This window comes from Comamonas sp. Z3 (assembly GCF_008121565.1).
GTDB classification, from domain to species: domain Bacteria; phylum Pseudomonadota; class Gammaproteobacteria; order Burkholderiales; family Burkholderiaceae_C; genus Comamonas; species Comamonas brasiliensis.
The window spans coordinates 246,008-265,891 of sequence record NZ_VOQU01000003.1 but is presented as its reverse complement, the minus strand read 5'-3'; the positions used below and the strand labels follow the sequence as shown (position 1 = coordinate 265,891).

Sequence of the window (19,884 nt, the reverse complement as noted above, 5' to 3'; positions counted from 1 at the left end):
AGGAGCTGTTGGCGCCTGACCTGCATAACTTTCAAATGAATACTTGCCTGAAATCATTACAGGACGAGCGGTAGCTGCTCCTGTTATTTCAGGCAATGAAATGACTGGCTGCGTTCGGTCCATTCAGATGCGCATGGGCATCACGACGTACTTGAAGCTTTCGTTCTCGGGGATGGTGACCAGTGCCGAGCTGTTGCCGTCCTGCAGATCGATCTTGACCATGTCCTGGCTCATATTGGTGAGCACGTCGATCAGATAGGTCACGTTGAAGCCGATCTCGATGGTGTCGCCACCGTAGTCGATGTCGAGTTCGTCCATGGCCTCTTCCTGCTCGGCGTTGTTGGACGCCACGCGCAGCGTGCCAGGCTCGACCGACAGGCGCACGCCCTTGAACTTGTCGCTGGTCATGATGGCCGTGCGCTGCAGCGATGCCAGCAGCGGGGCGCGGCCCAGGGTCACGCTGTTGGTGTGGTTGCGCGGGATGACGCGGTTGTAGTCGGGGAACTTGCCCTCGACCAGCTTGGTCACGAACTCCATGCCGCCAAAGGTGAACTTGGCCTGGTTGTTGGCAAACTGCATCTCGATGACGGGCTGGTTCTCGCCGCTGGCGTCCGACAGCAGGCGCTGCAGCTCCAGCACGGTCTTGCGCGGCAGAATCACTTCCTGCTTGATGGGCACTTCCACGTCCAGCGTGGCGCTGGCCCAGGCCAGGCGGTGGCCGTCGGTGGCCACCAGGCTCAGGGTGTTGCCTTCGGCGACGAACAGAATGCCGTTCAGGTAGTAACGGATGTCCTGCACGGCCATGGCAAAGGAAACCTGGCCCAGCAGGTCCTTGAGCACCTTCTGCGGCACGCTGAAGGCAGGGCCGAAGGCGGCCGATTCCTGCACCAGCGGGAAGTCTTCGGCGGGCAGGGTCTGCAGCGTGAAGCGGCTCTTGCCGCCCTTGAGAATCATCTTGGCCTGCTGCGTCTCCAGGCTCACGGTCTGGTCGCCGGGCATGGTCTTCAGGATGTCGATCAGCTTGCGGGCACCGATGGTGGTGGTGAAGTCGCCGGCGTCGCCGCCCAGCTCGGCCGTGGTGCGGATCTGGATTTCCAGGTCGCTGGTTGTCAGCTGCAGCGCATTGCCCGTCTTCTTGATCAGCACATTGGCCAGAATGGGCAGCGTGTGGCGGCGCTCGACAATGCCGGCCACCGATTGCAGGACCGCGAGAACTTTGTCTTGTGTGGCTTTCAGGACGATCATGTCAACCTCAGTGATTTAAGTGCGCATATGTTTTGACGCGGCGGCGCCCGCAGGGCGATGCGGACGCTCCCTCATGCCGCGTGAATTCCCCATTTTGCCCTGTGTGAGTGACATTCATGGGGTAGTTTTTTAGAGCGTGGTCATGATCTCTACGTCGGCGCGAGCAGATCGTGAACACGCTCTTAACCCTTGAGCGTTTGTTCCAGCACATGCAGCTGCTGGTTCAACTCGGTGTTGGTCTGGCGCTCGCCCGCGATCTTGCGTACGGCGTGCAGCACGGTGGTGTGGTCGCGGCCGCCGAACAGTTCGCCGATCTCGGGCAGGCTTTTCTGCGTCAGCTCCTTGGCCAGGTACATGGCAATCTGGCGCGGCCGCGCAATGCTGGCCGGGCGCTTCTTGCTGTACATGTCGGCCACCTTGATCTTGTAGTAGTCAGCCACCGTCTTCTGGATGTTTTCCACAGAGATCTGGCGGTTCTGAATGCTGAGCAGGTCGCGCAGCGCCTCGCGCGCCAGCTGGATCGACACTTCCTTCTGGTTGAAGCGCGAATAGGCCAGGATCTTGCGCAGCGCGCCTTCGAGCTCACGCACGTTGGAGCGCACGTTCTTGGCCACGAAGAAGGCGACTTCCTCGGGCATGTCGGCGTTCTCGGCGCGGGCCTTGTTGATCAGAATCGCCACGCGCATTTCCAGCTCGGGCGGCTCGATGGCCACCGTCAGGCCCGAGTCGAAGCGCGAGACCAGACGCTCGTGAATATTGGCCAGACCCTTCGGATAGGTGTCGGACGTCATCACGATATGGCTCTTCTTGGCCAGCAGGGCCTCGAAGGCGTTGAAGAACTCTTCCTGCGTGCGGTCCTTGTTGGCGAAGAACTGCACATCGTCGATCAGCAGCAGATCGAGCGAGTGGTAGCGCTCCTTGAACTCGTCAAAGGTGCGGCGCTGGTAGGCCTTGACCACATCCGACACGAACTGCTCGGCGTGGATGTAGAGAATTTTGGCGTCGGGCTTGTCCTTGAGCAGCTGGTTACCCACAGCATGCACCAGGTGGGTCTTACCGAGGCCGACACCGCCGTAGATGAACAGGGGGTTGTAGAGATGACCGGGCGAGCCTGCCACATGCATGGCGGCCGAGCGCGCCATGCGGTTGGCCGTACCTTCGACCAGGGTCTCGAAGGTGAGAGCCGGGTTCAGGCGGGTGCGGAAAACCGGCGCACTGGCCTCTTCGCTGGTGACGGTGGGCACGGCGACATTGAGCGTCTGCGCCGCTGTCTGCTGCGTTGCAGATGGCGGGCGCACATAAGTGCGCACAACGCTTTCGCGCTGAGCAAGTGCTAACTCAAGGGTGACCGGCTGGCCGTAGAGCGACTCCAGCATGGCCGAGATGCGGCCTGCATACTGGGCACGGATCCAGTCCAGCTTGAAGCGGTTGGCCACATAGACGGTGACCTTGGAAAAATCTTCTGCAACGAGTGCCGTCAGCGGCTTGATCCAGGTGTTGAATTGCTGCTCCGGCAGCTCCTGACCCAGTTGCTCAACGCAGACCTGCCACAGGGCCTGGCCTGCATCATTGGTTGGTTCCTCTGTCATTGTCAAAAGTCTAATTGTGGATAGGAGGAACAGTTGCGGGGTTGGTATTGTAGCTTTTGCGGAAGTTATCCACAAAATATCAGAAGGCTGTCCCCGGCTCCAGTGCGTTATAGGCTGCACATCCTAATAGATTAGGCAGCCTGCGGCTTGTAAAGAATCTCCGACCTCTGCGCAGGCTTGTCGGTATCCTCATGAGTCCATAGCAAATTCAAGGGTCATTGCATCAAAGGCGCAACGCTGTGATAATCCCCGGTTTCCCTGAATGTGTTCAGGGTGATATGAGCCGGGCGCCTTTTTTGTGCGCGCGCGCCCAGCTGCTTTAGAACATGCACAACATGTTCCCGGGCGCTGTGGCGGGTGCTTTGTTCCGTTTGTTGCCTTCTGGTCCGATGACATGCTCGGCATGTGAAAAAATATCGGGCTTGGCGGTGACAGTGTGCGGCGCAAAACCGGAATGGTCGGGCGCAAACATGGCGCCTTGCCGACGCAAATACTGAACCTTCTCAAGGAACCAACATGAAACGTACTTACCAACCTTCCAAGATCCGCCGCGCCCGTACCCACGGTTTCCTGGTCCGCATGAAGACCAAGGGTGGCCGTGCCGTGATCAACGCACGTCGCGCCAAGGGCCGCAAGCGTCTGGCCGTCTAAGGCCGGCGTTGGCTAGCGGTCTGCTCCTTCGCTGCGCTGAAGGCCTCTGAACGGAGGCTCTCCTATGCAAAGGCTGAAAACGCGTCCGCAATTCCAGGCCACCATGTCCGCGGGCACCATTGCCCGTACCCCGCACTTCGCCCTGCACCGCATGGAGCTGGTGGCCGAGGTTGCCGACATGGTTGCCAACCCCAGGACAGGGCCCGGATCGAGCGATCCGCAGGCCCTGTTTGGCATTGGTGCCGTGCGCAAGCAGGCCTGGCTGGGTGCCATGGTGCCCAAACGCTGGGCACGGCGCTCGGTCACGCGCCACACCATCAAGCGCCAGATCTATGCGGTGTCCTCGGAGTACGAGGATGCCCTGCTGTGTGCTTCCTATGTGGTGCGCCTGCGCTCGGGGTTTGACCGTAAGCAATTCGTCAGTGCAACCTCGGACCAGCTCAAGGCAGCGGTCCGCAAGGAACTGCAACAGCTTTTTGCGACCGGGGCGCGCCGCCTGACGCAGACCCGTCAGGCCACCACGGCGGAGGTGGGGTTGAAGGAAAATTCGCCTCAAGCCCTTGATGGAAAAACGCAAGAAGCTACTGATTCAATAGCTAATCAGCCGGAGAACCAGCCATGATGCAGCGACTGCTCATGGCTGTGGTGCGTGGCTACAGGCTGCTGCTCAGTCCCTGGCTGGGGTCGGCCTGTCGCTTCGAGCCGACCTGCTCGGCCTATTCCCTTCAAGCGCTGGAGCAACACGGCGCTGCGGTAGGCTCTTATCTGACGGTGCGCCGGCTGGCGCGCTGTCATCCGTGGTGTGACGGAGGGCATGATCCCGTGCCACAGCAAAAGCCCAGGCTGTTTTCCTTTCTGGACAATGCCTCGGATTCTTCCGCGACCACCCAACCTTCCTCACCTAAGAAGTCTTCATGAACGATATTCGCCGCACCATACTGTGGGTGATATTTGGCTTTTCCATGGTTTTGCTCTGGGACAAGTGGCAAATCCATAACGGCAAAAAGCCCACCTTCTTCCCATCGCCGCAGACGGTCAGTGCACCTGCTGCGGCCGATGCCAAGCCTGCCGATGTCAGCGTTCCCCAGCCCGCCGCAGCCGCTTCTGCCGGCGATGTGCCCGGTGCTGCCAATGCCGCAGGCCAGCCCGCAGCAGCCGTGACGCCCCGTCAGGACGTGACCGTGGGCAGCGATGTCATGCGTCTGACCTTCGACAGCGAAGGCGGCACGCTCAAGCATTCCCAGCTGCTCAAGTACTCCGACACCGCGGATGACAAGAAGCTCATGCAGGTGTTCGAGGAAAACGCCAAGCGCGTCTACCTGGGACAGACCGGCCTGATCGGCGGCAACTTCCCCACGCACAAGACTCCCATGACCGTGATGCCCGGCGAGCGCGAGCTCAAGGACGGTCAGGACAGCGTGCAAGTGCGCTTCGAGTCCGCCGACCAGGGTGGCGTGAAGCTGGTCAAGACCTTCACGCTCAAGCGCGGCTCCTATGCCGTCGATGTGCAGCACGATGTGGTCAACACCGGCTCGACCGCCGTGAACCCCCAGCTGTACATGCAGCTGGTGCGCGACGGCAACAAGCCCGAGCATGAGTCCAGCTTCTATTCCACCTTCACCGGTCCCGCCGTCTATACCGACGCCAAGAAGTACCACAAGGTCGAGTTCAAGGACATCGAAAGCGGCAAGGCCGAGGTCGACAAGGCCTCTCCCAATGGCTTTGTGGCCATGGTGCAGCATTACTTCGCCAGCGCCTGGCTGCTGGCCGACGGCATCCAGCGCGACAACTTCGTGCGCAAGGTGGGCGACAACCTCTATGCCGTGGGCATGATCACGCCCGTGGGCACGGTGGAACCCGGCCAGACCAAGACCGTGAGCTCGCGCCTGTTCTCCGGCCCTCAGATCGAGCCCATGCTGGAAAAGCTCTCGCCCGGTCTGGAACTGGTCAAGGACTATGGCTGGCTGACGATTCTGGCCAAGCCGCTGTACTGGCTGCTGTCCGAGCTGCACAAGTTCATCGGCAACTGGGGCTGGTCCATCGTGGCCCTGGTGGTGCTGCTGAAGATCGCCTTCTACTGGCTCAACGCCAAGGCCTACTCCTCGATGGCCAAGATGAAGGCCATCAACCCCCGCATTCAGGAAATGCGCGAGCGTCTGAAGGACAAGCCCCAGCAGATGCAGCAGGAGATGATGCGCATCTACCGCGAGGAGAAGGTCAACCCCATGGGCGGCTGCCTGCCCATCATCATCCAGATCCCTGTCTTCATGGCTCTGTACTGGGTGCTGCAGTCCAGCGTGGAAATTCGCAACGCGCCCTGGATCGGCTGGATTCACGACCTTTCGGTGCCGGATCCCTTCTTCATCCTGCCGCTGCTGATGACTCTGTCCTCGCTGCTTCAGACCGCCCTGAACCCCGCTCCTCCTGACCCCATGCAGGCCAAGATGATGTGGATCATGCCGCTGATGTTCAGCGTGATGTTCTTCTTCTTCCCCTCGGGTCTGGTGCTGTACTGGCTGACGAACAACATTCTGTCGATCGCTCAGCAGTGGATCATCAACAAGCGCATGGGCGTGCCGCCTCAGTTCAACCTGCCCAAGTTCGGCAAGGCTGCCGAAGGCAAGTAAGCACGGCGCCAGCGCCAACAAGAACGCCACCTGAAAAGGTGGCGTTTTTTTATGCCCGCTCGAACAAGGCGGCGGCCTGCCTGCTGCCTTACTTGCCGATGCAGAAGCTGGAGAAGATCACTCCCAGCAGGTCGTCGGAGCTGAATTCGCCGGTGATCGAGTTCAGCGACAGCTGGGCCAGGCGCAGCTCCTCGGCCAGCAGATCCAGATGGGCGGATTGCGCCGCCAGCTGCGCGTCGGCCATCTCCAGGTGGACATCCACGGCCTGCAGGGCCTCCACATGGCGGGCACGGGCCAGGTACAGGCCCTCGGGCGCGGATTGCCAGCCCGCCACTTCCAGCAGCCGCTTGCGCAGCGCGTCCAGGCCGTCGCCGGTACGGGCGGACAAGGCGATCTGCTGTGCATTCAGCTGGGCGGTGTGACGGGCCTGTACATCGGCAGCCGCCATATCGGTCTTGTTCCAGACATGGATGACCGGCACCTGAGCGGGCAGCCTGCCCTGCAGGGTGCGGGCGATATCGGCATCGGCCGTCGCATAGTCGGCCTGTTCCACGCGGGTCAGATCGTGCAGAAAGAGCACGGCATCGGCTGCTGCAATCTCGTCCCAGGCACGGGCAATGCCGATACGCTCCACCTCGTCATCGCTGTCACGCAGGCCTGCGGTGTCGATCACATGCAGGGGCACGCCCTCGATCTGGATCGTCTGCTGCACCTTGTCGCGCGTGGTTCCGGCAATCGGGGTGACGATGGCCAGCTCGGCCCCCGCCAGTGCGTTGAGCAGCGAGCTCTTGCCCGCATTGGGCTGACCGGCAATCACCACCTTGATGCCTTCCCGCAACAGCGCGCCCTGATGGGCGCGTGCCAGCACGGCAGTGACCTGGGCGCGCAGTCGCTCGAGTTGGCCAAAGGCATCGGCCTTCTGCAGAAAGTCGATTTCCTCCTCGGGAAAGTCCAGCGTGGCTTCCACCAGCATGCGCAGATGCACCAGGGCGTCGCGCAGCACATGGATTTCCTGCGAGAACGCGCCAGACAGCGAACGGCTGGCACTGCGCGCGGCGGCTTCGGTGCTGGCATCGATGAGGTCGGCAATCGCCTCGGCCTGGGCCAGGTCGATCTTGTCGTTGAGAAACGCGCGCTCGGTGAACTCGCCGGGCTGGGCCAGACGCAGCCCTGTCAGCACCGGCCTGCCGTCCTCGCTGCCACTCTGGGCCGCCTCCAGGCAGCGCGCCAGCAGCAGCTGCAGCACCACGGGGCCGCCGTGGGCCTGCAGCTCCAGCACGTCCTCGCCTGTGTAGCTGTGGGGGCCGGGAAAGTAGATCGCCAGGCCGTGGTCTATGGGCGAGCCGCCTGCATCCCTGAAGGGCAGATAAGTCGCTTCGCGCGGTTTCAGCTCCCTGCCGCAAAGCGTTCGCACCAGGGCTGCAAGACCTTTGCCGGAGACTCGCACAATGCCAACGGCTCCGCGCCCGGGGGCGGTGGCAATGGCGGCAATCGGGTCGTTGTGGCGGGGCAGCATGGGCAGAAGCTTTCAGAGAGGCAGGCAAACAAAGGTCAACAAGAATCATATCTCTGTGCTTCATGCATTATTTGCATAATGCTATGATTTCGTTTGCATTGTTATTGAACAGTCATGGCTGTTTGACCTTAAACGCCGAGCTGCAACCCCTCTTTTTTTGATAGCGCTCGGCCTACAATCCAAAATCCGATTTCATCGTCCGCAGGAACACAGGGGCCGGGTAATGTGCCCATAGAGAGTCCTTACTGCGGATGACTTACTTTGCGAGCTGGAGACCGCTGATGTCCGACACCAAGCCCATTACCTCGATTGATAAACGTGCGTTGCTGCGTCAGGCGGCACTGGAATATCACGAGTTCCCCAAGCCCGGCAAGGTGGCCATCGCGGCAACCAAGCCCATGGCCAATCAGCATGATCTGGCCCTGGCTTACTCGCCCGGCGTGGCTGCGCCCTGCGAGGAAATCGTCAAGGATCCGGCTGCGGCCTTCAAATACACCAGCCGCGGCAACCTGGTGGGCGTGATCTCCAACGGCACGGCGGTGCTGGGCCTGGGCGACATCGGCGCGCTGGCCTCCAAGCCCGTGATGGAGGGCAAGGGCGTGCTGTTCAAGAAGTTCGCCGGCGTCGATGTGTTCGATATCGAAATCGACGAGAAGGACCCGCAAAAGCTGGTCGACGTGATTGCTGCGCTGGAGCCCACCTTCGGCGCCATCAATCTCGAAGACATCAAGGCGCCCGAGTGCTTCTTCGTGGAGCGCGAGCTGCGCAAGCGCATGAACATTCCCGTCTTCCACGACGACCAGCACGGCACGGCCATCACCGTGGCAGCGGCCATGGTCAATGCGCTCAAGGTCGCCGGCAAGAAGATCGAAGAGGTCAAGCTGGTGGCGTCGGGTGCCGGCGCCGCGGCGCTGGCCTGCCTGAACCTGCTGCTGGAAGTGGGTCTGAAGCGCGAGAACGTGTTCGTGACCGATATCGCCGGCGTGGTCTACGAGGGCCGCACCGAGCTGATGGACCCGGACAAGGCGCTGTTTGCCCAGAAGACCGAGCTGCGCACGCTGGGCGAGGTGATCGAGGGCGCTGACGCCTTCCTGGGGCTGTCTGCCGGCAATGTACTCAAGCAGGACATGGTCAGGAAGATGGCGGCCAGGCCCATCATCTTCGCGCTGGCCAACCCCAACCCGGAAATCATTCCCGAAGATGTGAAGGCGGTGCGCGACGACGCCATCATCGCCACGGGCCGCACGGACTACCCCAACCAGGTCAACAACGTCCTGTGCTTCCCCTATATCTTCCGTGGTGCGCTGGACTGCGGCGCGACCACCATCACCACCTCGATGGAGATCGCCTGCGTGCACGCGATTGCCGCGCTGGCCCAGGCCGAGCAGTCCGAGGAAGTGGCAGCCGCCTATGTGGGCGAGGTGCTGAGCTTCGGCCCCGAGTACCTGATTCCCAAGCCCTTCGATCCGCGCCTGATGCTGGTTGTGGCGCCTGCCGTGGCCCAGGCTGCGGCCGAAGCCGGCGTGGCCAAGCGCCCCATTCAGGACATGGATGCCTACCGCGAGCATCTGAAGACCTTCGTCTACGCCTCCGGCACCATGATGAAGCCCATCGTGCATGCCGCCAAGAAGGCCTCCAAGAAGCGCGTGGCCTATGCCGAGGGCGAGGAAGAGCGCATCCTGCGCGCGGCCCAGATCGTGGTGGACGAGCGCATTGCGCGCCCGACGCTGATCGGCCGCCCCGCCATCATTGCCCAGCGCATCGAGAAGTTCGGCCTGCGCATGAAGGAAGGCGCCGACTACGACGTGGTCAACGTCGAGCATGACGAGCGCTACCGCGACTTCTGGCAGAGCTATCACCGCATGACGGAGCGCAAGGGCATCACCGCGCCCATCGCCAAGATCGAAATGCGCCGCCGCCTTACGCTGATCGGCTCCATGCTGCTGCACAAGGGCGAGGTCGACGGCCTGATCTGCGGCACCTGGAACAACACCAATGTGCACCTGAACTACATCGATCAGGTCATCGGCAAGCGCAGCGGCGTGACCACCTATGCCTGCATGAACGGTCTGCTGCTGCCCGAGCGCCAGGTATTCCTGGTCGACACCCACGTCAACTACGACCCCACGGCCGAGCAGTTGGCCGAGATCACCATCATGGCCGCCGAGGAAATGATGCGCTTCGGTATCAAGCCCAAGGCTGCGCTGCTGAGCCACTCCAACTTCGGCTCCAGCAACCAGCCTAGCGCCGTCAAGATGCGCCAGACCCTGGAGCTGCTGCGCGAGCAGGCACCCTGGCTGGAAGTGGATGGCGAAATGCACGGCGATGTGGCTCTGGACGGCAAGGCCCGCGCCAAGCTCATGCCCAACAGCACGCTGCTGGGTGATGCCAACCTGCTGGTCTCGCCCAATATCGACGCCGCCAACATCAGCTACAACCTGCTCAAGCAGGCGGCCGGCGGCGGCATTGCCGTGGGCCCGGTGCTGCTGGGTGCGGCCAAGCCCGTGCATGTGCTGACGCCCAGCACCACGGTGCGCCGTATCGTGAACATGACGGCGTTGACCGTGGCCGACGCCAACGTCAGCCGTTAAGCGCGCGGCAAAAACAAGAGCCCGCCGTGCATGGAGCACGGCGGGCTTTTTTGTGCCTTGCGGCGGGGCTTACCAGGTACGGCTGACGCCTGCGTCCACCGTGCCGAAGATTTCCACGCCGCCGGAGCTGCTGGAACTGGAGGAGGCCGGCATGGTACCGGAGCAGGCCGTCAGCACCAGCGTGGCGGCTGCTGCGGCCAGGGAGAGCCATTTGCGCATCTGCATTTCCTTGTCCGCATCCATTGCGGCTCGTAGCCCCATGGTAGCGGGCTGGAGATACCCCGCCGTAACAGCTTGTTTTGCCTGAAAATGGGTTTAGCCTAAACGGGGTAAGCGTTTAAAGCTATCAAAGTTGATCAGGTCTCCAGATACAGCTCGGCCAGCCGCTCGCGCGCGGTGCCATCCACACCCAGCACCTGGCTCAGATAGCGGTCCACGCTGCCATGCTGGGCGCGCACCACGTCGACCGAGGCCATCAGATAGGACGGCTGCACGCGCCACAGCGCATCCAGCGCCTCTTCGGACAGCTGGCCATACATCTGGGTCGGGCGTACGAAGTACTGATTGGTCAGCAGATAGTCCTCCATGATCTGCTCCTCGTCCACGCCGAGCGCCGTCAGCAGCAGGGCCGCAGCCCAGCCCGTGCGGTCCTTGCCGGCCGTGCAGTGAAAGACCAGCGGTGCATCGCTGAGCTGCAGCAGTGCGAGGAACTGCGCAAAGCGATTGCCGTACACGTTCACAAAGCTGCGGTAGGTGTCGTGCATCAGCTCCTCGGTATCGCGGCTGCTGAGGTGGCGACCCTGCTCCATCAGGGATTGGGCGCGCTGCACCACGGTGGGCTCGACCACCAGGGCATGGCGCTCGATCAGAGGCCAGGCATAGGAGAGATGCGCACTTTCGCCTTCGCCGCGAAAGTCTGCGCTGCGGTGTATGCCCAGCTTTTGCAGCTGGTCCAGGTCTTGCTGTGTCAGGTGCGCCAGATGCGCGGAGCGGTACAGCTTGCCCCATTGCAGGCGGCGGCCGTCCAGGCCCTGATATCCGCCCAGATCACGGAAGTTGGAGGCTCCCGAAAGGGAGACTTGGCGCGCGGGGCGCTCCGTCAGCAGGTCATGGTTCAGTTGCATACCAATGCTTATAGCGGATTGCAAAGACCCATCCATGTCATCCGTGTTACCCGGGCGCGGTGCCAGGATCGCCGGCCCGAACGGAAAGCGCCGCATGGCCAAGACTTGCAGCGCCGAATCTGCCCGAGAGCCATCTTGCGACAGTGCCTTCGCGCTCAATGGCTGCTTGCACTGCCCCGCAGCATATGCTTGAGCAGCTTGCCGGTAGCGGTGCGCGGCAGTGTGTCACGGAACTCGAAGAGGCGCGGAATCTTGTAGCGCGCCAGCTGCGGGGCCATGAACTCGCGCAGGGTCTCCTGGTCCAGCAACTTGCCGGTCTTCAGGGTCAGCACGGCCACCACGGTCTCGCCCCATTCGGGATGGGGCCGGCCGATGACAGCAACGTCCTGCACGTCGGGGTGGGTGCAGAGCACGTCTTCCACCTCCTTGGAATAGACGTTTTCGCCACCCGTAACAATCATGTCCTTGAGCCTGTCCACGATATAGAGATAGCCGTCCTCATCCCTGCGCGCCAGATCGCCGCTGCGATACCAGCCCTGGTCGTCCAGAACGGCGGCCGTGGCCTCGGGGCTGTTCAGATAGCCCTGCATCATGGCGGCGGAGCGCAGGCAGATCTCGCCCACCTCGCCGGGGCCGCACGGGCTGCCATCCTGGCGGCGCAGTTCCAGTTCCACGCCGGGTATGGCACTGCGGCCGATGGAGCCTGGTTTGGTCAAGGCTTCTTCTGGATAGAGCATGCTGCCCAGCGGGCCGGATTCGGTCATGCCATAGACCTGCATGAAGCGGTCGCTGCGATAGGCCTGGGCCAGCTTGCGAACCATCTCCGCGCCCAGCGGGCCGCCGCCATAGGTCCATAGGCGAATGGCGCTGAAGTCGTAGCTGGCCACATCCGGCACCACGGCAAGCGGGGCCAGAAAGGCAATCGGCGCGCCGAAAGTGAAGCTGATGCGCTCGCGCTCCAGCGTCTGCAGAAACTCCCTGGGAGCGTATTCGCGCATCAGCACGGCGGTGCCGCCCATGAGCAAGGTGCCCAAAAACCAGTTGTTCAGCGGCGACGAGTGCCAGATGGGCATGGCGATCAGCGTGCGCTCCATGGGCGACAGCGAGGTGGCGGCGGCCGTGCACAGGGCTGCGTGAAAGACATTGGCATGACTGTGCAGGCAGCCCTTGGGCTGGCCCGTGGTGCCAGAGGTATAGAGGATTTCGGCCAGCGCGTCCGGTGCCGGATGGCCATGCTGGTCGCCGCAGGGGGGGGCCTGCGTCAGCAACTCATCGAAGAAGCCCAGGCCTTCGGCGGCAGAAGCCGTGCTCAGCCACCGCAGTTCTGCCGCCGGCTGCAGTTCGGCCTGGACCGCTGCGATCAACGCTGCGCGCGTTCCATCCACGATGCACAGCCGTGAGCCGCAGTGGCGCAGTATGTAGGCGACTTCCGGGGCCTGCAGCTTGTGGTTGATGGGCACGACGGCGGCACCCAGCCGCCAAGCGCCGAATAGCGCGAACACAAAGCCCGGGGTGTTCAAGCACAGCAGGCCGATCCTGTCGCCCTGGCGCAGGCCTTGCGCCTGCAGCACGGTGGCGGCGCGGCGGCTGGCCTCGGCCAGTGCGGCATAGCTCCAGTCCTGGCCGTCAGCGCGCAGCGCCAGTTTTTCGGGGCGCGTGCGTGCCTGCTGGTCGAGCAGGGAAATGAAATTCATCATGGCTGGCGTCCTCCTCAACCAGTCCAGGCATTGCGCAGCAGGGCGGCCGGGTCGCTGCTGCCGCAGGCAACACCGGCCACCGGGCCCCAGTCCGGGTCGAAGCGACTGCCGAGAAAGGCCGCAGCGCTGTCGCTGCTTGCATGCTGCAGCATCAGCGTGGCCTGCACCGTGATGGCCAGGCGCTGGGTGAAGCGGCGCGCTTCGCGCTCCAGATCCTGAGGCGCCAGCATGATGGCCTGGCGCAGCTTGTCCACCTGCGTGCGCAGCACGGCTTCCTCTGCACCCGCTTGCTGCAGATGGTCCAGCAGCAGATGGGCGTCGTCGGGGTTGCGGGCAATGGCGCGCAGCACATCCAGGCACATGACGTTGCCCGAACCTTCCCAGATGGAGTTGACGGGGGCCTCGCGGAACAAGCGCCCCATGGGGCCGGTCTCCACATAGCCGTTGCCGCCGAAGACTTCCATGGCTTCGCCGGTATAGCCCACGGCGCGCTTGCAGTTCCAGAACTTGGCTGCAGGCGTGACGATGCGGCGCCAGGCCTGATCCAGCGGGTCTTCGGAGCCAAAGCGTGCGGCCAGATCCATGGCCAGCCAGGTGGCGGCTTCGGATTCCAATGCCATATCGGCCAGCAGGCCGGTCATCACCGGCTGCTCGGCCAGTGGCAGGCCGAAGGCATGGCGGTTGCGCGTGTAGTGCAGGGCCTGCACCAGGGCCTGACGCATAAAGCCCGCACTGGTCAGCGCGCAGTCCAGACGGGTGTAGGTAGCCATTTCGATGATGGTGGATATACCCCGGCCTTCCTGGCCTATGAGTACGCCCCAGGCGTTGTCGAACTCCACTTCGCTGCTGCTGTTGGAGCGGTTGCCCACCTTGTCCTTGAGGCGCTGGATATGGATGGCGTTCTTGCGGCCGTCGGGTCGCCAGCGTGGCACGAAAAAGCAGGTGGGACCGCGCTCCTCGGTCTTGGCCAGCACCAGATGCCCATCGCACATGGGGGCCGAGAAGAACCATTTGTGGCCGGTGATCAGATATTCCTCGCCCCAGGGGCCGAGGCTGCCCGATGGGTTCAGGGCCACGGCACGCGTGGTGTTGCTGCGCACATCGCTGCCGCCCTGGCGCTCCGTCATGCCCATGCCCACGGTGATGGAACGCTTGCCCTCGGCGGGGATGTCACGCGCGTCGTAATCGGTGGACGCAAGCAGCGGCCCCAGCACCGCATGGAGCTGGGGGTTGAGACGCACCAGCGGAATGCTGGCCTTGGTCATGGTGGTCGGGCAGCCCGAGCCGGACTCGATCTGGCTGTGCATGAACAGCGATGCGCCATAGGCCGGCCAGGCCGTCTGCCGCGCGTCGGTGAAGGGCAGGTTGCAGATGCCGTTGCGCCGGGCAATCGTCATCATCTGATGCCATGCGGGGTGAAAGCGCACCTGGTCGATACGGTCGCCTGTCGGGGAATGCGTGTGCAACTCGGGCTCGAAATGGTTGGCGTCTTCGGCAGCGCGCAGCGTGGCTTCGGCGCCATATTCCGCACCCTGGCGTTGCAGCTCCGGCTCGCGCCATTGCGCGCCGCCGCGTGCCACGGCACGCTGCAGCACCGGGTCACTGGTGAAGACGTTGTAGTCCTTGAGCTCCGGGGCCTGGTTATGAGGATGAATGCCGGTCATGGTGTCTCTTCCTTTCTATGTGACCCTGCCTGCAGCAGGGCGCAGGGCTTTGTGATTTCTACGAGATGTCCGGCAGGCGGGAAGGGCCCGCCAGAAGGCGGAGTCAGGAGGGCCGCCTCATCTTGCAGCTGGTGTCCAGGGCGGCCGCCCGGGCAGAAACCGTGCTGACGGGCTTCCATCCCAGGCCTGTGCCTTCCTGGTCATGCACCACGGCCCTGCCGTCCACCTGTTCCCAGCTCAGTACATGGATGGGTTGCTGGGCCTGGTGATCGCTCTTGCGCATTTCCACGGGGCCGTTGATGCCGTCGAAGCGCATGCCCGACATCCTGGCCGCCACCGCGGCAGGTTCCACGGACTTGGCCTCGCGTATGCCCTGGGCCAGCATCAGCAGGGCGTTGTGGCCCAGGCCGTTGATGAAGTCCTCGTTGAACTGGCGCTTGAAGCCCGGCAGCAGCGAATCGCCGACCAGAGGCTGGGAGTTGGGGCTGAAGGCCGAAACCAGCTTGACCCGCCCCTGTCCTGCTGCCCCCATGGCGCTGGGCACGCCGAAGTTGTTGCCGTTGAGGGTGTAGAAGTCCGTGTCCAGACCCGCTTCGCGCGCGGCCCGCACGATCAGCGCCAGGTCGGCGCCGAAGTCCGCAGTGATGACGGCATCGGCTCCGGATTGCTTGATCTTGGCGATATAGGGCGAGTAATCCTTGACCTGCCCGAGAGGGTGGAAGTCATCGCCCACGATCTTCAGGTCGGGGCGCTTGGCCTCCAGCATGCTGCGTGCGGCACGCGAGACTTCCTGGCCGTAGGCATAGTTGGGGTTGAGCAGAAAGACCTGCTTGACCTGCTTTTGCCCGGCCAGGTAGGAGGTCAGCGCGGCCACCTTCATGTCCGAATTTGCATCGGTGCGGAAATGCCAGTAGCTGCACTTGGCGTTGGTCATCTGCGGCGCCTGGGCCGCATAGTTCAGATAGATGATTTCCTTGCCGGGGTTGCGGCTGTTGTGCTTTTCGATGGCCTCCTGCAGCGCCAGGCCCACGGCCGAGGAGCTGGCGCCCTGCACCACATAGCGGATGTTCTGTCCGATGATGGAGTTGAGCTGGCTCAGCGCCTCCTGTGCGGAAAGGCGGTTGTCAAAGGGCACGATCTCGAACCTTACGGCCCCCGCCCAGCCTTGCTCGTTGGCAAGCTTGGCGCTGTACTGGAAGCTCTTGAGCACATTCAGGCCCAGCCCCGCCATGGGGCCGCTCATGGCATCCAGCGAGGCAATCTTCACTACCGTGGCAGGCTGTGCGTGAGCCGCCGAAATGCAGACCAGTGCCACTGCCGCCAGGCAGATGGGAGTGAGAGGGGGCATGCTTGTCTCCGTCTTCGATGAGAATTTCCTATCCACCGGGTTACCGTGCACATCGGCATCGAGGTCTCTGTGGAAAATTCTAGAAACCCGTGCAAAAAAGGTGTTCGGATTTGGCCAGCAGGAAACCACACACCCCTTCCTCCGCGACAGCAGGGCGTCGCCGCCCTTTGCAGTCTCGTGCACGGCATACGTTTCAGGCCTTGCAGGACGCCTTTGTTCGGCTTTTGCTTGAGCGCAGCTACGCGCAAATCACCGTGCGCGAGATCGTCCTGGTGGCGGGCACCGGGCTGGGCAGTTTCTACGAATATTTTTCGGGCAAGGAAGACCTGGCCAAGGTGTGCCTGCATCTGCGCTCCAAGTCACTGCTGCTGGGCATTCGCGGCGTGACCAGCAGCCATGCGGGCCAGCCGCTGATGCAGATTGCCGAGGCAGTGGTCGAGTCACAGCTGCAGGCGCATCGCGAGCGGGCAGATGAATGGGGGGCCCACTATCTGCTGGAGCGTCACTACTCCACTTCGCAGGCCTACCGGAAGATGTTCGAGCGCTTTGTGGACGCTTGGGCCGCTGCCATAGAGCAGGCCGCCGATCTGCCCCCGGACTACCCGGTGCGCGATGCAGCACGGGTGAGCCAGTGCATTCTGTACGGTCTGCTCAACCACAGCTATCTGGCCACGGACAGCGTCCCGGATCTGGATCTGCTGTGCCAGCGCGCCAACACGGCCGTATCCGGCTATCTGAACGCCTTGCGCTGCGCTGCCTGAAATGAAAAAGACCGCCAGCGGCAAGCCGTGGCGGTCTCTGTGGGTTGGCGGGGCAGGGCTGGCGATCAGCTCACATGCTTGCCCACAATGCCTGCCAGCTCGAACATGCTGATCTGCTCCTTGCCGAACACCGGCTTGAGCTTGGCGTCGGCGTTGATGGCGCGCTTGTCCTTGGCATCCTGCAGGCCGTTGGCCTTGATGTAGTCCCAGAGCTTCTTGATCACGTCGGGGCGCGAGGTGGGCTCGCTGCCGATCACGGCGGCCAGATCGGCGCTGGGCTTGAGCGTGGCGCTCACGGTGCGGGGCTTCTTCACCGCAGCGGTCTTGGTCGTCGCCCTGGTCGCTGTCTTGGCGGCGGTCTTCTTGGCAGCCGTGCCTGTCTTCTTGGCGGCAGCGGTCGTGGTCTTGGCCACCGCTGCACCAGCCGTCTTGCGTGCCGGGTACTTGCTTTCGCGCTGCTCGAACTCGAAGTTCACCTTGCCTGCCGCACCATCCCAGACCAGGAAGGCCTTGAAGTTGCGGCGCGTGCGGTTGGAGACGAACTTCTCCAGCAGGTCGGTCTTGCCGGTCTGCAGCAGCTTGCTCATCTGCTCGCGTTCGATGGGCTGCTGCAGGATGATCTGGCCGCTCTTGAAGTCGCAGCTGGGCGTGGTCTGGGCCAGCGTGGGCACGGCCTTGGAGCAGACATAGTTGGCGCCATGCTCGAAGACGGGCGAGCCGCACTTGGGGCAGGGGCCCAGGCTTTGCTGGTGGGCAAAGTCCACGATCTCGCCCGTGTCCTCGGAATCCTTGTCGTCACCGAAGTCGAATTCCAGCTTGAAGTTGCTGTTTTCCTCGTCACGCACGATGGCGACTTCGGCCACAAACGGCCAGCCGGCCTTGGAGCGGAAGCCTTCCAGCGGGCCGATACGGCGCTCGCGCAGCAGCTGCTCGGCCTCGGCCGTCTCGAAGGTGCGGCCGGCAGGGGACTTGGTGAACGAGAAGCCGCAGCCTTCGCTGGCTCCATTGGCGCCCGTGCAGGCGTAGCGGCGGTAGTTTTCCTTGACCACGCCGCCGCAGTTGGGGCAGGGCGTGGAAAGCGTCGCGTAGTCACCGGGAATGGTGTCGCGGTCGTATTCCTTGGCCTTCTTGACCAGCTTCTCGGTCATGGCCTGGATCTGCTGCATGAAGGCTTCGCGCGAGAGCTGGCCTTTTTCCATCTGCGACAGCTTGAATTCCCATTCGCCGGTCAGGTCGGCGCGGCACAGTTCCTCGACTTCCAGGCCGCGCAGCAGCGTCATCAGCTGGAAGGCCTTGGCCGTGGGGATCAGCTCGCGGCCTTCGCGCAGCATGTACTTTTCCGTCAGCAGGCCTTCGATGATGGCCGCGCGCGTGGCTGGCGTGCCCAGGCCTTTTTCCTGCATGGCTTCGCGCAGCTCGTCGTCGTCGATCTGCTTGCCGGCGCTTTCCATGGCACCCAGCAGCGTCGCTTCGGAGTAGCGTGCCGGCGGCTTGGTCTTGAGGCCCTTGACATCGGCGTGGTGGGTGCGCGGCTGCTCGCCGGGCTTCACGGCAACCAGGGGCTGGCCCTTGTCGCCTTCCTTGGCATCCTCCACCTCGTTGGCGGCTTCCTTGCCGTAGATGGCCAGCCAGCCCGGCTTGACCAGCACCTTGCCCTCGGTCTTGAAGCTGTGCTGCTCGACCTTGCTGATGCGCGTGGTGACCTGGTATTCGGCGCTGGGGAAGAACACGGCCATGAAGCGGCGCACGACCAGGTCGTACAGCTTCTGTTCGGCTTCCGACAGGCCGGAAGGAGCCTGGGTGGTCGGAATGATGGCAAAGTGATCCGACACCTTGCTGTTGTCGAACACGCGCTTGGTGGGGCGGATGTAGTTGTCGTTGATGGCCTGCTGGGCAAAAGGCGCCAGATGGCGCATGCCGCTGGTGGCCAGCATGTCGAAGGTCTGGCGCGCCACGGGCAGATAGTCTTCGGGCAGGGCGCGCGAGTCGGTACGCGGATAGGTCAGGGCCTTGTGGCGTTCGTACAGGCTTTGCGCCAGCGCCAGCGTGGTCTTGGCCGAGAAGCCGAACTTGCCGTTGGCTTCGCGCTGCAGGCTGGTCAGGTCGAACAGCAGGGGCGAGGCCTGCGTGGTGGGCTTGCTTTCCTCGGTGACGGTGGCCGGCTTGCCCTGGACGGCGGCGGCAATCGCTTCGGCCTCGGCCTTGCTCCACAGGCGGTCGGCCTTGGCCTCGGCATCGTCCGATTTCTTCCACTGCGGGTTGAACCACTTGCCCAGGTACTGGCCGGCCTGGGCGTCGAAAGTGCCGTGCACTTCCCAGTAGTCGCGGCTGACGAACTGGCGGATCTTTTCCTCGCGCTCCACCACCAGGGACAGGGTGGGCGTCTGCACGCGACCCACGGTGGTCAGGAAGAAACCGCCGTCGCGCGAGTTGAAGGCCGTCATGGCACGCGTGCCGTTGATGCCCACCAGCCAGTCGGCTTCGGAGCGGCTGCGCGCGGCGCTGGCCAGGCCTTGCATCTGGGCATCGCTGCGCAGATTGTTGAAGCCGTCACGAATCGCCTGCGGCGTCATGGATTGCAACCACAGTCGCTTGACCGGCTTGCCCAGGCCGCCCTTGGCACCGCCCGCGTATTGCTCGATCAGGCGGAAGATCAGCTCACCCTCGCGGCCCGCGTCACAGGCGTTGATGAGCTCGGTCACATCCTTGCGCTTGGCCTGCTTGACCACGGCGTTCAGTCGGGTCTTGGTCTTGTCCACGGGCTTGAGGTCAAAGCGCGGGGGGATGACCGGCAGATTGGCAAAACTCCATTTCCCGCGCTTGACGTCGAATTCTTCGGGCGCCTGAATTTCCACCAGGTGGCCGACCGCACTGGTCACCACATAGCTGTCGGATTCGAAATAGTCATCGTGTTTTTCAAACTTGCCTGCCACCGGGGTCAGCGCACGGACGATGTCCTGTGCGACAGAAGGCTTTTCTGCAATCACCAGGGTTTTAGTCATTGTGTGTTCTCGTCGTCATTAACCACCTGAACCCGAATCGAAACTCAGGCCCATACAATTCGCTTCTCA

Annotated in this window: 15 protein-coding genes; 6 read left to right on the top strand and 9 right to left on the bottom strand. The window is 63.0% G+C overall.

The genetic code is table 11. From position 1 onward, the window contains the following. Positions 1–123: 123 nt before the first annotated feature. On the bottom strand, positions 124–1,245 hold the full coding sequence (gene dnaN, locus FSY59_RS09745) for a DNA polymerase III subunit beta (RefSeq protein ID WP_003060007.1): 1,122 nt from the start codon (positions 1,243–1,245) through the stop codon (positions 124–126). 182 nt (positions 1,246–1,427) lie between these two features. Further along, on the bottom strand, positions 1,428–2,834 hold the full coding sequence (gene dnaA, locus FSY59_RS09740; RefSeq protein ID WP_003060009.1) for a chromosomal replication initiator protein DnaA: 1,407 nt from the start codon (positions 2,832–2,834) through the stop codon (positions 1,428–1,430). Between the two features lie 516 nt (positions 2,835–3,350). Here dnaA and rpmH point away from each other — a divergent pair. The 4 genes from rpmH (at position 3,351) to yidC (ending at position 6,112) form a co-directional block, all read left to right on the top strand. Further along, on the top strand, positions 3,351–3,485 hold the full coding sequence (rpmH, locus tag FSY59_RS09735) for a 50S ribosomal protein L34 (protein ID WP_003060014.1): 135 nt from the start codon (positions 3,351–3,353) through the stop codon (positions 3,483–3,485). 64 nt (positions 3,486–3,549) lie between these two features. Further along, on the top strand, positions 3,550–4,107 hold the full coding sequence (locus FSY59_RS09730; RefSeq protein WP_019042630.1) for a ribonuclease P protein component: 558 nt from the start codon (positions 3,550–3,552) through the stop codon (positions 4,105–4,107). Next, positions 4,104–4,403, top strand: coding sequence for a membrane protein insertion efficiency factor YidD (yidD, locus tag FSY59_RS09725; protein ID WP_003060017.1), 300 nt, complete (start codon positions 4,104–4,106; stop codon positions 4,401–4,403). The genes FSY59_RS09730 and yidD overlap by 4 nt, the downstream gene beginning before the upstream one ends. Further along, on the top strand, positions 4,400–6,112 hold the full coding sequence (yidC, locus tag FSY59_RS09720; RefSeq protein WP_148728884.1) for a membrane protein insertase YidC: 1,713 nt from the start codon (positions 4,400–4,402) through the stop codon (positions 6,110–6,112). The genes yidD and yidC overlap by 4 nt, the downstream gene beginning before the upstream one ends. 88 nt (positions 6,113–6,200) lie before the next feature. Here the strand turns inward: yidC and mnmE are convergent, their stop codons facing one another. Further along, positions 6,201–7,628 (bottom strand): tRNA uridine-5-carboxymethylaminomethyl(34) synthesis GTPase MnmE, encoded by a 1,428-nt coding sequence (gene mnmE, locus FSY59_RS09715; RefSeq protein ID WP_019042632.1) that lies wholly within the window; start codon positions 7,626–7,628, stop codon positions 6,201–6,203. Between the two features lie 281 nt (positions 7,629–7,909). On the opposite strand from mnmE, the gene FSY59_RS09710 reads away from it, so the two are divergent. Then, complete coding sequence (locus tag FSY59_RS09710; protein ID WP_003060022.1) at positions 7,910–10,219, top strand: NADP-dependent malic enzyme; 2,310 nt, start codon at positions 7,910–7,912, stop codon at positions 10,217–10,219. A 69-nt stretch (positions 10,220–10,288) separates the two neighbouring features. On the opposite strand, the gene FSY59_RS27350 is transcribed toward FSY59_RS09710, so the two are convergent. From FSY59_RS27350 to FSY59_RS09690, 5 genes are all read right to left on the bottom strand, one after another. Then, positions 10,289–10,462 carry a hypothetical protein gene (locus FSY59_RS27350; protein WP_003060024.1) on the bottom strand — a complete coding sequence of 58 codons (174 nt, stop codon included), beginning with the start codon at positions 10,460–10,462 and terminating at the stop codon, positions 10,289–10,291. A gap of 113 nt (positions 10,463–10,575) precedes the next feature. Then, positions 10,576–11,343, bottom strand: coding sequence for a tyrosine-protein phosphatase (locus FSY59_RS09705; protein WP_019042633.1), 768 nt, complete (start codon positions 11,341–11,343; stop codon positions 10,576–10,578). A 155-nt stretch (positions 11,344–11,498) separates the two neighbouring features. Further along, positions 11,499–13,040 (bottom strand): class I adenylate-forming enzyme family protein, encoded by a 1,542-nt coding sequence (locus tag FSY59_RS09700; RefSeq protein ID WP_148728883.1) that lies wholly within the window; start codon positions 13,038–13,040, stop codon positions 11,499–11,501. Positions 13,041–13,054: 14 nt separating this feature from the next. Then, the gene (locus tag FSY59_RS09695; RefSeq protein WP_003060029.1) at positions 13,055–14,704 is read right to left on the bottom strand and encodes an acyl-CoA dehydrogenase family protein; all 1,650 of its coding nucleotides are present in this window, start codon (positions 14,702–14,704) and stop codon (positions 13,055–13,057) included. Between the two features lie 103 nt (positions 14,705–14,807). After that, a complete protein-coding gene (locus FSY59_RS09690; RefSeq protein ID WP_148728882.1) occupies positions 14,808–16,052 on the bottom strand; it encodes a branched-chain amino acid ABC transporter substrate-binding protein in 1,245 nt (414 codons plus the stop codon). A 110-nt stretch (positions 16,053–16,162) separates the two neighbouring features. Here FSY59_RS09690 and FSY59_RS09685 point away from each other — a divergent pair, with 110 nt between their 5' ends. Then, positions 16,163–16,813 carry a TetR/AcrR family transcriptional regulator gene (locus FSY59_RS09685; protein ID WP_255439309.1) on the top strand — a complete coding sequence of 217 codons (651 nt, stop codon included), beginning with the start codon at positions 16,163–16,165 and terminating at the stop codon, positions 16,811–16,813. A 65-nt stretch (positions 16,814–16,878) separates the two neighbouring features. Here FSY59_RS09685 and FSY59_RS09680 read toward each other — a convergent pair whose 3' ends face one another. After that, complete coding sequence (locus tag FSY59_RS09680) at positions 16,879–19,815, bottom strand: DNA topoisomerase III (protein WP_148728880.1); 2,937 nt, start codon at positions 19,813–19,815, stop codon at positions 16,879–16,881. Positions 19,816–19,884 lie beyond the last annotated feature (69 nt).